Annotated in this window: 18 protein-coding genes and 1 other annotated feature; all 18 genes read left to right on the top strand. The window is 46.2% G+C overall.

Annotation, left to right across the window (positions count from 1 at the left end):
• The first annotated feature begins 160 nt into the window (after positions 1-160).
• The 18 genes from ACM1ND_RS23985 (at position 161) to ACM1ND_RS23900 (ending at position 13,689) form a co-directional block, all read left to right on the top strand.
• Positions 161-1,246: a PIN/TRAM domain-containing protein gene (locus ACM1ND_RS23985; RefSeq protein ID WP_023990569.1), complete on the top strand. Its 1,086-nt coding sequence runs from the start codon at positions 161-163 to the stop codon at positions 1,244-1,246.
• 70 nt (positions 1,247-1,316) lie between these two features.
• Positions 1,317-2,015, top strand: coding sequence for a 2-C-methyl-D-erythritol 4-phosphate cytidylyltransferase (ispD, locus tag ACM1ND_RS23980; protein ID WP_053326187.1), 699 nt, complete (start codon positions 1,317-1,319; stop codon positions 2,013-2,015).
• On the top strand, positions 2,012-2,488 hold the full coding sequence (gene ispF, locus ACM1ND_RS23975) for a 2-C-methyl-D-erythritol 2,4-cyclodiphosphate synthase (protein WP_076265419.1): 477 nt from the start codon (positions 2,012-2,014) through the stop codon (positions 2,486-2,488). Before ispD ends, ispF begins: the two co-directional genes overlap by 4 nt.
• Before the next feature lie 39 nt (positions 2,489-2,527).
• Positions 2,528-3,988, top strand: coding sequence for a glutamate--tRNA ligase (gene gltX / locus ACM1ND_RS23970; protein WP_028542624.1), 1,461 nt, complete (start codon positions 2,528-2,530; stop codon positions 3,986-3,988).
• A 488-nt stretch (positions 3,989-4,476) separates the two neighbouring features.
• Positions 4,477-5,157 (top strand): serine O-acetyltransferase, encoded by a 681-nt coding sequence (gene cysE, locus ACM1ND_RS23965; RefSeq protein WP_013312176.1) that lies wholly within the window; start codon positions 4,477-4,479, stop codon positions 5,155-5,157.
• Between the two features lie 24 nt (positions 5,158-5,181).
• Positions 5,182-6,585: a cysteine--tRNA ligase gene (gene cysS / locus ACM1ND_RS23960; RefSeq protein ID WP_025723808.1), complete on the top strand. Its 1,404-nt coding sequence runs from the start codon at positions 5,182-5,184 to the stop codon at positions 6,583-6,585.
• Positions 6,582-7,040 carry a Mini-ribonuclease 3 gene (locus ACM1ND_RS23955; RefSeq protein ID WP_028542623.1) on the top strand — a complete coding sequence of 153 codons (459 nt, stop codon included), beginning with the start codon at positions 6,582-6,584 and terminating at the stop codon, positions 7,038-7,040. Before cysS ends, ACM1ND_RS23955 begins: the two co-directional genes overlap by 4 nt.
• 55 nt (positions 7,041-7,095) lie before the next feature.
• Positions 7,096-7,842: a 23S rRNA (guanosine(2251)-2'-O)-methyltransferase RlmB gene (gene rlmB, locus ACM1ND_RS23950; protein WP_013312173.1), complete on the top strand. Its 747-nt coding sequence runs from the start codon at positions 7,096-7,098 to the stop codon at positions 7,840-7,842.
• Between the two features lie 4 nt (positions 7,843-7,846).
• Positions 7,847-8,368, top strand: coding sequence for an NYN domain-containing protein (locus ACM1ND_RS23945; RefSeq protein WP_023990563.1), 522 nt, complete (start codon positions 7,847-7,849; stop codon positions 8,366-8,368).
• 162 nt (positions 8,369-8,530) lie between these two features.
• On the top strand, positions 8,531-9,175 hold the full coding sequence (sigH, locus tag ACM1ND_RS23940) for an RNA polymerase sporulation sigma factor SigH (RefSeq protein WP_016324748.1): 645 nt from the start codon (positions 8,531-8,533) through the stop codon (positions 9,173-9,175).
• Between the two features lie 334 nt (positions 9,176-9,509).
• Positions 9,510-9,659: a 50S ribosomal protein L33 gene (rpmG, locus tag ACM1ND_RS23935; protein ID WP_023990562.1), complete on the top strand. Its 150-nt coding sequence runs from the start codon at positions 9,510-9,512 to the stop codon at positions 9,657-9,659.
• Positions 9,660-9,679: 20 nt separating this feature from the next.
• The gene (gene secE, locus ACM1ND_RS23930; RefSeq protein WP_013312170.1) at positions 9,680-9,871 is read left to right on the top strand and encodes a preprotein translocase subunit SecE; all 192 of its coding nucleotides are present in this window, start codon (positions 9,680-9,682) and stop codon (positions 9,869-9,871) included.
• Positions 9,872-9,893: 22 nt separating this feature from the next.
• Complete coding sequence (gene nusG / locus ACM1ND_RS23925; protein ID WP_007432596.1) at positions 9,894-10,427, top strand: transcription termination/antitermination protein NusG; 534 nt, start codon at positions 9,894-9,896, stop codon at positions 10,425-10,427.
• A 73-nt stretch (positions 10,428-10,500) separates the two neighbouring features.
• Positions 10,501-10,926: a 50S ribosomal protein L11 gene (rplK, locus tag ACM1ND_RS23920; protein WP_007432595.1), complete on the top strand. Its 426-nt coding sequence runs from the start codon at positions 10,501-10,503 to the stop codon at positions 10,924-10,926.
• Positions 10,927-11,013: 87 nt separating this feature from the next.
• Positions 11,014-11,706: a 50S ribosomal protein L1 gene (rplA, locus tag ACM1ND_RS23915; RefSeq protein WP_013312169.1), complete on the top strand. Its 693-nt coding sequence runs from the start codon at positions 11,014-11,016 to the stop codon at positions 11,704-11,706.
• A gap of 68 nt (positions 11,707-11,774) precedes the next feature.
• Positions 11,775-11,926: a sequence feature (ribosomal protein L10 leader region), on the top strand.
• A gap of 74 nt (positions 11,927-12,000) precedes the next feature.
• Positions 12,001-12,504, top strand: a complete 504-nt coding sequence (gene rplJ / locus ACM1ND_RS23910; protein ID WP_013312168.1) for a 50S ribosomal protein L10 — start codon at positions 12,001-12,003, stop codon at positions 12,502-12,504.
• Between the two features lie 68 nt (positions 12,505-12,572).
• Positions 12,573-12,938 (top strand): 50S ribosomal protein L7/L12, encoded by a 366-nt coding sequence (gene rplL, locus ACM1ND_RS23905; protein ID WP_010348819.1) that lies wholly within the window; start codon positions 12,573-12,575, stop codon positions 12,936-12,938.
• A 148-nt stretch (positions 12,939-13,086) separates the two neighbouring features.
• Positions 13,087-13,689, top strand: coding sequence for a class I SAM-dependent methyltransferase (locus ACM1ND_RS23900; RefSeq protein WP_068939396.1), 603 nt, complete (start codon positions 13,087-13,089; stop codon positions 13,687-13,689).
• The last annotated feature ends 307 nt before the right edge of the window (positions 13,690-13,996 follow it).

Raw genomic sequence — 13,996 nt, 5'->3', positions numbered from 1 at the left:
TTGAAGCATTTCAGGGAGATAAATGCTTTTTTTTTATGCATAAAAAGTGAAAACACAGGGTTAGTTATGATGAAAATGGATCATACTGGTAAGAGAAATGCTATGTATCCAATAAATAGCAGACTATATGAAAAGAAAATAAAGGAGGTATAGAGACTCAATGTGGAGAAAGGCTATTTTAACTTTTACAGGATTGTGCGGAGCATGGTTTGGCTATACGTTATACCAGCGGGTAGGAGGCATTGTAACGTGGATGCCGCAATGGTTGAGTGATGGGTCTTTACCAGGAATGATTGTTTGGATGATGGCGGGAGCAGTGCTATTTATGGCTGGGTGTTCATTCGCAGGGGCATCCGTGGCGAATCGGTTGCAGCAGGGCATTGAAGGCTTGGTACGAATTCCGATGAACGAGATGATGGCAGGTGTGATTGGTTTAGCGGTGGGATTGATACTTTCCTTAGCAGTTTACCCGCTTTTTTCATGGTTGGGGGCCCCGGGTCAACTTATCCAGACGGCTGTTACCGTGATATGCGGATATGTAGGATTGATGGTTGGGCTAGAAAAGCGGGACGAGCTGTCATCCTTTTGGAGTTCTGGTTTTTTTGGTCGGGGAACGGGTGTAGAAGAACGCAAGCTGGAGGAACATAAAATATTGGACACCAGCGTCATTATAGATGGGCGTATTGCGGATATTTGCAAGACAGGTTTTATTGAAGGAACAATTGTAATTCCTGAATTTGTGCTGGAGGAGCTTCAGCATATTGCAGATTCATCAGATTTACTTAAGCGTAATCGTGGACGGCGAGGTCTGGATATTTTGAATAAAATCCAAAAAGAACTGGATGTAAATGTACTCATTTACGAAGGTGATTTTGAGGAAATTTCAGAGGTCGACAGTAAGTTGGTTAAGCTGGCAAAGGTGTTACAGGGTAAAGTTGTAACTAATGATTTTAACCTGAATAAAGTATGCGAACTTCAAGGTGTATCAGTGCTGAATATTAACGATTTGGCGAATGCAGTGAAGCCTGTCGTATTGCCCGGTGAGGAAATTATGGTGCAGATTATTAAAGACGGCAAGGAGCATGGGCAGGGTGTAGCCTATCTGGATGATGGCACGATGATTGTTGTAGAAGGCGGACGTGACTATATTGGCTCTCTGATGGAGGTGCTGGTCACGAGTGTACTTCAGACCTCAGCCGGCCGTATGATCTTTGCCAAACCGAAATTATTGGAAAAAGCTCAATAAACGCGGTATGATGAAGTAGATGTGTTATCATACGGATCGTCCAAGTGCGATCAGGGCAGGAGTTATTTGAATGAACAATCGGGTAGGAGTTGTCATTGTGGCAGCAGGGCGCGGCTCCCGTATGGGGACGCAGGAGAGCAAGCAATTTCTGCTTTTGCGGGACAAGCCCATCTTCATACATACACTTGAAATATTCGCAGCTATGCCCGAAGTGGATGAAATGGTGATGGTGACTGGGACAGGAGATGTGGAACGCTGCCGAGATTGGATTCATCAATACAAAATCGGTAAAAATGTACGGGTGGTGGCTGGTGGCAGTGAACGCCAGCATTCGGTTTATCGCGGTCTGCGCCACTTACAAGCGGATTGGGTGATGGTGCATGATGGTGTGCGTCCACTAATTCAACCTGAGCTTGTACGTTCATGCCTTGAGGCAGCCCAGCGTACTGGTGCTTCTGTAGCAGCAGTACCTGTAAAGGATACAGTCAAGCAAGTGAACGGGGATGGTATCATTACAGCAACGCCGGATCGCCGAAGTCTGTGGAGTATTCAAACGCCACAGACTTTTCGTCTTTCCGATCTGCTGCGAGCCTATGAGGAAGCGGAGCAGTCGGGATTCTTGGGAACAGATGATTCTATGCTGATAGAGCGGCTTGGAATTCCGGTTACTGTCGTTCAAGGCAGCTACAAGAACATCAAAATTACTACGCCTGAGGATTTGGATATGGCGGCGTTATGGGTAAAAACAGAGGGAGAGGATATCAAGTGATCAGAGTGGGACAAGGATTTGACGTCCACCAGCTGGTGGAAGGAAGGCCATGCATCATCGGAGGTGTGAATATACCGTATGAAAAAGGTTTGTTGGGCCATTCCGATGCAGACGTGCTGCTGCATGCCATTAGCGATGCCATCTTGGGCGCGCTTGGCTTGGGAGACATCGGGAAGCATTTTCCGGATAACGACCCAGAATTTAAGGATGCCGACAGTCTTAAGCTACTGGAGCATGTGTGGGGACTAGCTAAAGAGCGAGGATATCGCTTGGGGAATATTGATTCTACGATTATCGCACAAAAGCCCAAAATGGCATCGTATATTCCGCAGATGAATGAAGTCATCGCTCGGGCGCTGGAAGCAGAGGAGCTATCCCAGGTGAACGTCAAGGCGACCACGACAGAGCAACTCGGGTTTCCCGGACGGGGTGAAGGAATCGCGGCTCAATCGGTTGTCTGTCTTATCAGGTAAATGCTATCATCTTGAGTAATTCAATTTGGAGGAGATTATATGAGCACGGAAGTTCGTGTACGTTATGCACCAAGCCCTACAGGGCATCTGCACATTGGAAATGCCAGAACGGCATTATTTAATTATTTGTTTGCCCGCAATCAAGGTGGGAAATTTATTATTCGTATCGAAGACACAGATGTGAAGCGCAATATTGAGGGCGGAGAAGAAAGCCAACTTAAATATTTGAAATGGTTGGGTATGGACTGGGATGAGAGCGTAGACGTGGGAGGCGAGTTTGGACCTTATCGTCAGACTGAACGCTTGGACATATATAAAACGTACTGGCAGGATTTGCTGGACCGTGGTTTGGCTTACCGTTGTTACTGCACTGAAGAAGAGCTGGAGCGCGAGCGTGAAGAGCAGACGGCACGTGGGGAGACACCACGCTATTCTGGGAAACATCGTGATCTAACAGAAGAACAGTGCCAAGCATTTGAAGCAGAGGGCCGTGTACCAAGTATTCGTTTTCGCGTACCGGAAGATCGTGAATATACGTTTGACGATATCGTAAAAGGTCAAATTACATTCAATTCCAAGGAAAGCGGCGATTTTGTTATCGTCAAAAAGGATGGTATTCCGACATATAACTTCGCTGTAGCAGTTGACGATTATTTGATGAAAATATCGCATGTACTACGGGGCGAAGACCATGTTTCCAATACACCGCGGCAGTTGATGATCTTTGAAGCTCTTGGCTGGGAGCCGCCACGCTTCGGTCATATGACGCTGATTGTAGGCGAGGATCACAAAAAGCTCAGTAAGCGTAACGAATCCATTATTCAGTTCATGGAGCAGTATGACAAGTTGGGCTATCTGCCAGAAGCTATATTCAACTTTATTGCACTGCTGGGCTGGTCCCCGGAAGGCGAAGAAGAGATCTATGATCGGGAACAACTGATTTCGATTTTCGATCCTAATCGTTTGTCCAAAAGTCCGGCTGTGTTTGATACAAATAAGCTTGCTTACCTGAACAATCACTATATTAAAAAGGCTGATCCTGAGCGAATTGCCAGCATGGCGATTCCACATCTCCAGGCAGCGGGGCTGTTGCCGACTGAACTGTCTGCGGAACAACTGGATTGGGCTAAGGCCCTGGTTCGCTTATACCAGGAACAGATGACTTCTGCAGCCGATATTGTAGCGTTGTCTGAGTTGTTTTTCCGTTCACATCTGGAACTGGATGCTGAAGCAGCAGCTGTATTGGCCGAAGAGCAGGTTCCGGAGGTACTTAGAGCTTTTGCAGGTAAAGTTGAAACGAGCGAGGAATTTACAGCTCCACAAATGGCTAAGCTGATCAAGGAAGTTCAAAAGGAAACCGGTTTTAAGGGAAAACAACTATTCATGCCGATTCGTGTGGCTCTTACAGGCCAAACTCATGGACGGGATCTGAATGAAACTATCTTTTTGCTCGGACGTGACAAGGTACTGGATCGTCTTAAGGCACAAATTAAAGGCTGATGTTTCTTGTCAATTTGTTGTCTTTTCGCTATAATGACTCCATTGATACGGATTGATATTTACGTGTAAAGGCTGCGAACAGGAGAAGTACACTGCATAAGGGCATCTGCCAGAGAGGACGGTCGAGGGGAAACCCCAGGCTGAGAGCCGTCCAGATGACCTGCGGAGGAAATGCGCCTGGGAGCCGTGCGCCCGAACTCTCATTAGCGTCAAATGCTGATGTGACAAGGGCGTGCCGAGTCGTTCCCGTTACAGGACGCTAAAGACGAACTGCTCTGCTTTTTTATGCAGCAGGTATGTTCGAAGCAGAGTGGGACCACGTTCATGCGTCTCTGCAGCTTAGGCTGCGGAGGCGCTTTTTCTTTTTTATCAGACTCAGACTCATTATAGATAGAAAAATGTCGAAGAGTGCTGGTGGATGCGAAAATTGGCGGAACGTGAAGTGTTGTGATGATGCGGCAAGGATATGAAGGGAATAGGAGGGCGACATGTTCAGACATTTCAAATCCGACATTCAGACTGTTTTGGATAATGATCCGGCCGCCCGGAGTAAGCTTGAGGTCATTTTTACGTATTCCGGCGTTCATGCCCTTTGGGCACACCGAATCGCACATTGGTTTTATTTGCGAAACTGGTGTACTCTAGCCCGTGTTATATCCCAGGTATCGAGGTTTATGACAGGCATTGAAATTCATCCTGGCGCTCGTATCGGAGATCGGCTGTTCATTGACCATGGCATGGGAGTTGTCATCGGTGAAACCTGTGAGATTGGCGACGATGTCGTATTGTATCAGGGGGTCACACTCGGCGGGACTGGGAAAGAGAAAGGGAAGCGCCATCCGACCATTGGGAATAATGTTGTTATCGGCTCTGGTGCGAAGATATTGGGCTCTTTTACGATTGGGGCACAGTCCAACATTGGCTCCAACTCGGTTGTGCTCAAAGAAGTCCCACCAAACAGTACGGTGGTGGGCATCCCGGGGCGAGTTGTCAGACAGGATGGTAGGCGGCCAGACCGACTTAGTCATCAATTGCCTGATCCGGTTGTGGACTCTATGAGAGAACTTCAACGGGAAATTGAACGTTTGCGTGCAGAAATATCTGATTTGAAGGATGGGCCATCCGCTCAGAAACATCAGGTGACCCAAGAGAATAAATTAGAAAAATGATTTTCATGAGGGAGGAACATAACAATGCCGCTTCAAATTTATAATACAATGACGAGGAGTCGGGAGCCTTTTGTGCCACTGGAGCCTGGAAAGGTTAAAATGTATGTATGCGGACCTACCGTGTATGATTACATTCATATTGGCAATGCACGACCTGTAATTGTATTTGACGTGGTGCGGAGCTACCTGGAGTACTTGGGCTATGATGTAAACTATGTGGTGAATTTTACGGATGTCGATGATAAACTAATCCGCAAAGCTCGGGAACTTGATATGGATGTTTCGGCAGTTGCTGAGAAATTTATTGCTGCCTACCATGAGGATCTGGCAGGATTGAATGTTCCTGCTGCCAGCATGAACCCTCGTGTAACAGAGAGTATGGACCTGATTATTGATTTTATTAAGGAATTGGTAGACAAAGGCTACGCTTATGAAAATGATGGCGATGTATTCTATCGGACCAAAAAGTTCAAAGATTACGGACAACTATCAGGTCAAAATCTGGAAGAGCTTCAGTTCGGAATTCGCATCAATGTGGATGAACGCAAGGAAAATGCCGAGGATTTTGTACTCTGGAAGGCAGCGAAGCCGGGTGAAATTCATTGGTCGAGCCCTTGGGGAGATGGACGACCAGGCTGGCATATCGAATGCTCTGCTATGGCTCGCCATTATTTGGGAGATACACTGGATATTCATGGGGGCGGACAGGATCTGCAATTTCCGCATCATGAATGTGAATGCGCACAATCTGAAGTGATTACGGGTAAGCCTTTATCTCGCTACTGGATGCATAACGGATATATTCGCATAGATAATGAAAAAATGTCGAAATCACTCGGTAATGGTATTTTGGTTAAAGATTTGCGCGCTCACCACAAGCCGGAGGCTTTACGTTATTTTATGTTGTCGACACATTACCGGAATCCGTTGAACTATAACCAAGAGACTATGAGTCAGGCGGAGAACAGTGTCGAGCGGATCGCCAATGCAGTTGCCAATGTGAAGCATCGTTTAGCTAATGCGCTGGAAGGTAATGGGGGAGTATCGACGGAACTGCAAACGAAGCTCGACGGAATTTTGCAGCAGTTTGGCGAAAAAATGAATGATGATTTCAATACACCTGATGCGATTACTGCTGTATTTGATTGGGTTAGCGAAGCAAACCATTTGTTGCAGCGAGATGTCGTACATCAGGCGGAACTACAAGCTGTATTGCATACCTTTCATTCGATGAATAGCGTACTTCGCATTTATTCGGAACCGAGTGAAGAGTTGCTGGATGACGAAATCGAGCAGTTAATTGCAGAACGTGTCGAAGCTCGTAAGACCAAAAACTGGGGTAGAGCTGACGAAATTCGCGATCTGTTGGCTGCAAAAGGCATTGTGCTTGAAGATACGGCGCAGGGTATGCGGTGGCGGCGAAAATGAGTGATAAGCCAATGAACTCAGAAGCATCGGAGGGTACGGGGAACTGGTTCCCGTACCCTGCATCCAAGCCAGCCCGTTTGATGCCCCCCATTGCACTAGCTTACATTGGTGATGCAGTGTACGAGGTAGCTGTCCGGCAATATTTGTTGGCTCAGCCTAACCTGCGTCCAAACCATCTGCATCGGCGAGCCACAGGGCTAGTCTCCGCCAAGGCGCAGAGTCGCATGTTGGGGCTATTGGAAAAGGTACTGACGGAAGAAGAACGCGATATTGTCCGACAAGGAAGAAATGCTAAATCAGGAAGTTTGCCCAAAAATGCTGATGTGCTTGAGTATCGGCATGCCACTGCACTGGAAGGGTTGGTTGGATCTCTTTATTGTGATGGACATTTGGACAGATTAAGAGAGTTGATTACGTTCGGAATTGCACAAATGGAAAATACAGAAAAATCATAAATGGGAACGGACTGGATGGAACAAGCATCGTCCGTTTCCCGGGAGGAAGCTAGAGATGGAAGAAGAATGGATTGCCGGTAAGCATTCGGTAACGGAGGCATTGCGTTCAGGCAGAACGATAAATAAAATATGGATTGCGGATAATGCACAAAAACATTTGACGCTGCCGATTACAGCTGAGGCGAAAAAAGCAGGAATCATTGTCTTGCAGGTGGACAAGCGTAAGCTGGATCAAATGGTTCCGGGCATTCAGCATCAGGGAGTGGTCGCGCAAGCTGCCCCTTTTGCCTATGTTGAAGTGGAAGAATTGCTCGCCACTGCTCGTGATAAGGGAGAGGAGCCGTTTTTGATTTTGCTGGATGAGATTGAAGACCCTCATAATTTGGGCTCCATCCTTCGTACAGCGGACTGTACTGGAGCGCATGGTGTTATCGTGCCGAAAAGGCGTTCTGCAGCTGTAACTGTAACGGTGTCCAAAACATCGGCAGGTGCTGTGGAGTACGTCCCGGTGGCGCGTGTAAACAATCTGGGACAAACCATTGACCGTCTTAAAGAAGAGGGTGTATGGGTAGTTGGTACGGATGTTACAGCGACAGACCCCGTCTTTGGGAATGGAGTATTCACGGGACCGGTAGCCATTGTCATTGGTAACGAAAATAAAGGGATGGGCCGTTTGATCCGTGAGAAATGCGATGTACTCGTCAAGCTGCCAATGGCGGGGCAAATTAATTCCCTTAATGCTTCTGTAGCTGCAGGTGTTGTCATGTACGAAGTATTGCGCGGACGACAGGCACGGGGCTAACGATATGGCTGACATGCGGGATGTTCTCCTTGTGGACGGTTACAACATGATTGGAGCCTGGCCCGAACTTTCCGCACTGGTACAATCTGGTATGCAGGAAGCGAGGGACAGACTTCTTGAACGGCTGGCGGATCATCAGGCGTATTCCGGCAGAAGAGTCATCGTCGTATTTGATGCTTACAGGGTGCCAGGATTAGGTAAAACTTTTGCCCAGAGCAAAGTCCAGATTTATTTTACCAGAGAAAAAGAAACTGCTGATGAGTGCATCGAGCGATTGGTTCGGGAGCTGAGCAGTAAAAGAAGAAGTATTTACGTAGCCACAAGCGATCAGGTAGAACAACATGTCGCATTTGGACAAGGTGCACTCAGGGTGTCGGCGCGGGAATTACTGATCGAGATTGAGGAATCCGAAAGGGAAGTGCAGAAGCGAATCCAGCAGGATAGTGCCAAATTGTCCCGTAACTCGCTAGATGCCAAACTGAGTCCGGAGCTTCGAAAGTTGTTTGAACGATGGAGAAGAGAATAAACCAATAATTGGACCCTCCTCCATTTTGAAACCATTGACAATTTTGTTAGCGCTCTTCTTTTTTAGGTTGTTGTGGTTGACGGTATCAGGTTACATCGCGTATACTTGTCGTATATTTGAGAGAGTAACGGGTACCTTGCGTTGCAGCCGGAGGGATTGTTAGTGAGTGTGGACCTCAAGGATATCATGTTGTCAAAGTTTGATTACAAAAATGATGAAGACATTGTCGGAGCAGTCCATGAAGGTGATGGGGAAGCGCTGGAGTTTCTGATTAACAAATACCGAAACTTTGTGCGGGCCAAGGCCAGATCCTACTTCCTGATTGGTGCTGATCGCGAGGATATTATTCAGGAGGGCATGATTGGTCTCTACAAATCCATTCGTGATTTTAAGGGAGACAAGCTTGCTTCGTTCAAGGCTTTCGCCGAGTTGTGCATTACACGACAGATTATTACGGCAATTAAGACGGCTACACGACAAAAGCACATTCCTCTGAACTCTTACGTATCTCTGGACAAGCCCATCTATGATGAAGAGTCAGACCGGACGTTGCTCGATGTGATTTGCGGAACACAAGTAAGTGACCCTGAAGAGCTGATAATCAATCAGGAAGAGTTTGTGGGCCTTGAGGACAAGATGTCCGAGATTCTGAGCGAGCTGGAACGCAAGGTACTTATGTTGTATCTAGACGGACGTTCGTATCAGGAGATTGCAGAGGATCTTGACCGCCATGTGAAATCCATTGATAACGCGCTGCAACGGGTCAAGCGTAAACTTGAAAAGTATCTGGAAGTAAGAGATAGTTGAAAGTAGAGGCTGACAAGGAAAAGGCTCGAGTCCGAGTCTTTTTTTATTCGTTATAGGTAGGCTATGCAGGTTTATAAGTGTTACAAATGATTTATACTAAAAAAGATGAATAATAGATATCGCCTTGATTTTTGAAGCAGCTTTTCAGAGAACAGTTTTAAAGGATGCACAGATGTTAAAATGCACCACAGCCGGGACTGCGAATTGTATGCAAACATTCGTTGACATGGAAAACCCCGTGTGATAAAGTGTTTTAGGTAGGCCTAAATTCGCGGTTTTTTTTAGGATCAATTATGAGACTTCCGGTGTTGGATGTCTTCGGGAGGTGCACATCATGCGGGTAATTATTACTTTGGCTTGTACAACATGCAAACAAAGAAATTACACAACGACGAAAAACAAGCGTAATCACCCCGACCGCATGGAGATGAAGAAATTCTGTAAGTCCTGTAACGAACAGACTTCTCATCGGGAAACCAGATAGTTTTTGGAGGTGTAGTCGGCGTGAAACGCAGTTTCAAGTCTCTGTTTTCCTTTTTCTCTGAAAGCTGGGCTGAACTCAAGAAGGTTCGCTGGCCCAATCGTAAAGAACTGACCAACTATACGCTGATTGTCATAGGGACAATTGCGTTCGTCACGATTTATTTTTGGGTTCTCGATATCGGCATTTCCGCCGTGATCGAAGCGATTATCTAGGAAGGGTTCCAGGTGGCTTGATATGGAAAAAAGATGGTACGTCGTTCATACCTATTCAGGGTATGAGAACAAAGTCAAAGCCAATTTGGAAAAACGCGTTGAGTCCATGGGCATGGAAGACAAGATATTCCGTGTTCTTGTTCCTATGGAAGAAGAACTGGTAACCAAGGACGGTAAGAAAAAAACCGTTATGCGTAAAGTCTACCCTGGTTATGTCTTAGTCGAAATGGTCCAAACCGACGACTCTTGGTATGTTGTACGCAACACACCAGGTGTTACGGGATTTGTAGGGTCGACAGGCTCGGGTTCCAAACCGACGCCATTGCTTCCAGAAGAAGTTGAACAGATTCTGAAGCATATGGGCATGGTAGAGCCGAAACCGAAGATTGAATTCGATGTTAAGGAATCCGTGCGAATTAAAGTTGGTCCTTTTGCGAATTTTGTGGGCTCCGTGGAAGAAATTTTGGTTGAGAAGAGCAAGCTTAAGGTTCACGTCAACATGTTTGGACGGGAAACCCCGCTTGAGTTGGATTATACTCAAGTGGAGAAAATATAGATTTTTCTTACAGGTTTCTTGTGGGAGGATCGATAGGTCCGTCTACCACTATTGAGTCAAGGAGGTGTCATCCATGGCAAAAAAGGTAATTAAAATGGTAAAACTGCAGATTCCTGCAGGGAAAGCTAATCCAGCGCCTCCAGTAGGTCCAGCTTTGGGTCAAGCAGGTGTCAACATCATGGCATTCTGTAAAGAGTTCAATGCTCGTACTGCTGATCAAGCAGGCCTGATTATTCCGGTTGAAATTTCGGTATTTGAGGATCGTTCTTTTACGTTCATCACCAAAACTCCACCGGCTGCTGTTCTGTTGAAAGTTGCTGCTAAAATCGAAAAAGGTTCCGGTGAACCGAATAAAACGAAAGTTGCAACTGTAAATCGCGCTGCTGTTCGTCAAATTGCAGAGCAAAAAATGCCTGACCTTAACGCAGCTTCCGTAGAATCGGCAATGCGTATGGTTGAAGGTACTGCTCGCAGCATGGGTATCACCATCGTAGATTAATTTTATTAATCTACGTGTGCCGGCAGTTTGACTGTCCGGCAAGTGTGGGAGGAATATCCGCTAATACCACATAAGGAGGAAAACATTATGGCTAAACATGGTAAGAAGTACCTGGAAGCTGCTAAGCTGATTGACAGCGAAGCAACTTACGAGCCTTTAGAAGCCGTTGAACTGGTGAAAAAGGCTGCGACTGCTAAATTCGACGAAACCGTTGAAGCAGCAGTTCGTCTGGGCGTAGATTCCCGTAAACAAGACCAGGCTGTTCGTGGTGTTGTTGTTCTGCCGCATGGTACGGGTAAAACACAACGCGTTCTGGTATTTGCAAAAGGTGACAAAGTGAAAGAAGCGGAAGCGGCTGGCGCTGATTTTGTTGGTGATCAAGATATGATCAACAAAATCCAACAAGGCTGGTTCGAATTCGACGTCTGCGTTGCGACACCTGATATGATGAGTGAGGTTGGTAAACTGGGTCGTTTGCTCGGTGGTAAAGGTTTGATGCCTAACCCTAAAGCAGGCACAGTTACTTTCGACGTTGCCAAGGCTGTTCAAGAAATTAAAGCCGGTAAAATCGAATACCGTCTCGACAAAGCCGGTCAAATTCATGCGCCAATCGGCAAAGCTTCCTTCAGTGCTGAACAGCTGAACGAGAACCTTAAAGCCTTGGTTGAAGCCTTGAACCGTGCGAAGCCAGCGGCTGCTAAGGGTGTATACCTGAAAAACATCGCTATTTCTTCGACTATGGGACCAAGTGCACGTGTGAACGCATCTGTTTACAGATAATATTTTGATTGACACACTCAATCAAATTTGTTATTCTATAAAAGTTGTGAGTCCTTGTGACTGACCATTAAAGTTGAATATGCTTACCGTAGACAGTAGGTGCCTTCGGGCTTAATTTCCTACCGAGGTGTTATGATAGAACGTTTCATGTGACGGGCTTGTCCCGTCCATGTAGATTTATCAAGCCTTCGTACTCTACGGAGGCTTTTTTCATGCTTATGAAAGCAAGCTTTGTAAGATCACCAGATCGGGTGCTTCGAACAAAGCGGATAAATTGATCAGGAGGTGTACAGTTTGGCAAATGCAAAGGTGATTCAAGCAAAACAAGAAGCTGTTGAAGTTGTAGCTGCAAAATTGCGCGAGAGCGTAACAACTGTGGTTGCAGACTATCGCGGTCTGAATGTTGCCCAAGTAACTGAGCTGCGTAAGCAGCTTCGCGAAGCCGGAATCGAATTTCAAGTGCTGAAAAACACACTGCTCCGCCGTGCAACTGCGGCAGCAGAATTGACTGAACTGGACGCAGTATTGACAGGTCCTACTGCAATCGCGTTCGGCAAAGATGATGCAGTGTCTGCAGCTAAAATCTTGAACGATTTCGCTAAGAAGAACAATGCACTGGAACTGAAAGGTGCAGTTGTAGAAGGTCGCGTTATCGGTGTTGAGGAAATCAAAGCACTGGCAGAACTGCCATCCCGCGAAGGTCTCCTTTCCATGCTCCTCAGCGTGCTTCAAGCTCCTGTGCGCAACTTCGCGCTTGCAGTTAAAGCTGTTGCAGAAAAAGAAGAGCAAAGCGCATAAGTTAGGGATTAAACCTGCTGTATAGCAGTTGAAAACAAAAAAATACGAATTTAAATGGAGGTTCAACCATGAGTAAAGAGCAAATCTTGGAAGCAATTAAAGGTATGTCCGTATTGGAACTGAACGATCTCGTGAAAGCAATCGAAGAAGAATTCGGCGTAACTGCAGCAGCTCCAGTAGCTGTAGCGGGTGGCGCAGCAGGTGGCGCAGCAGAAGCTGAGCAATCCGAGTTCGACGTAATCTTGACAAGCGCTGGCGCTTCCAAAATCAACGTTATCAAAGCAGTTCGCGAAATCACAGGTCTTGGCCTGAAAGAAGCAAAAGAACTGGTTGACAACGCTCCAAAACCACTGAAAGAAAAAATCGCTAAAGAAGAAGCTGAATCCATTAAAGCAAAATTGGAAGAAGCAGGCGCTTCTGTAGAAGTAAAATAATTGACTGCTTTCTAGCAGACAATGAACTAAAACAAACCCCTTGAGGTGATCTTCAAGGGGTTTGTTGCTGTAAAACGGTAGTACCAGCATGTCTGAAAGGTTATTGTAAAGGCTATGATGGTAGTACAACCGAAAGAGGTGGGCATGAATGGCTGATCATTATTACTCCAAGCGGCCAGAGACGGCGCATGAACGACGGAGCCTGGAAACAGTGCTTCGGGGGCGGTCATACCGTTTTGCCAGCGATTCAGGCGTTTTTTCGAAGCAGGGAATTGATTACGGGAGTCGTGTGCTGATTGAAGCGATGCAGCTTCCTGCACAAGCTTCGGTATTGGATGTAGGATGCGGTTATGGGCCGATCGGTTTGGCGGCAGCCGCGCTTGTCCCCGAGGGACACGTCACAATGGTTGATATTAATGAGCGAGCGGTTCAACTAGCGATAGAGAATGCGGAACGTAATGGGGTTAAGAATGTCACCATTAAGCAAAGCGATTTGTTTGCGGAAGTGAAGAATGAACGTTTTGACGTGATCTTGACGAATCCTCCTATACGTGCAGGGAAAGAAACAGTGCATACCATTTTTGAGCTTGCTTATGAGCATTTAAACGAGGGTGGAGTTTTGTGGGTAGTCATTCAGAAAAAGCAGGGGGCCCCTTCGGCGAGTGCTAAGATAGAGAGCCTTTTCGGTCATGTAGAGGAAGTTACAAAGGATAAAGGTTATCGAATTTTGAAGGCTGAAAAAAGTTTTTGAGAAAATGCAATAGGACCATTGACTTGAATCCTGGTCTGTGATATTATTATAAAATGTCAGTATTAGGATGCCCTCCATGGCTTTAGTTTGTTGAAATGTCAATAGATTTATGCGTAGTAGGTATAGTATTTATCTCTATTACGTATAATACAACCATTTTGGGCAAATCTACAAGTGATGAAGATCTTCCGGTAAGAGGATTCTGCAGATACGTTGCTCTTTTTTCGAATGCATTCGAGTAAGGGCTTTTCTGTATTTGTAAGATTGAATCTTCTGTATGTGTCTTATTATAAGGTCACAAACAGAG

This window comes from Paenibacillus sp. JJ1722, from assembly GCF_048282685.1.
Taxonomy (GTDB): domain Bacteria; phylum Bacillota; class Bacilli; order Paenibacillales; family Paenibacillaceae; genus Paenibacillus; species Paenibacillus polymyxa_B.
Note: the sequence above shows the minus strand (reverse complement) of the source record. Positions and strands in the feature narration are given on the sequence as shown.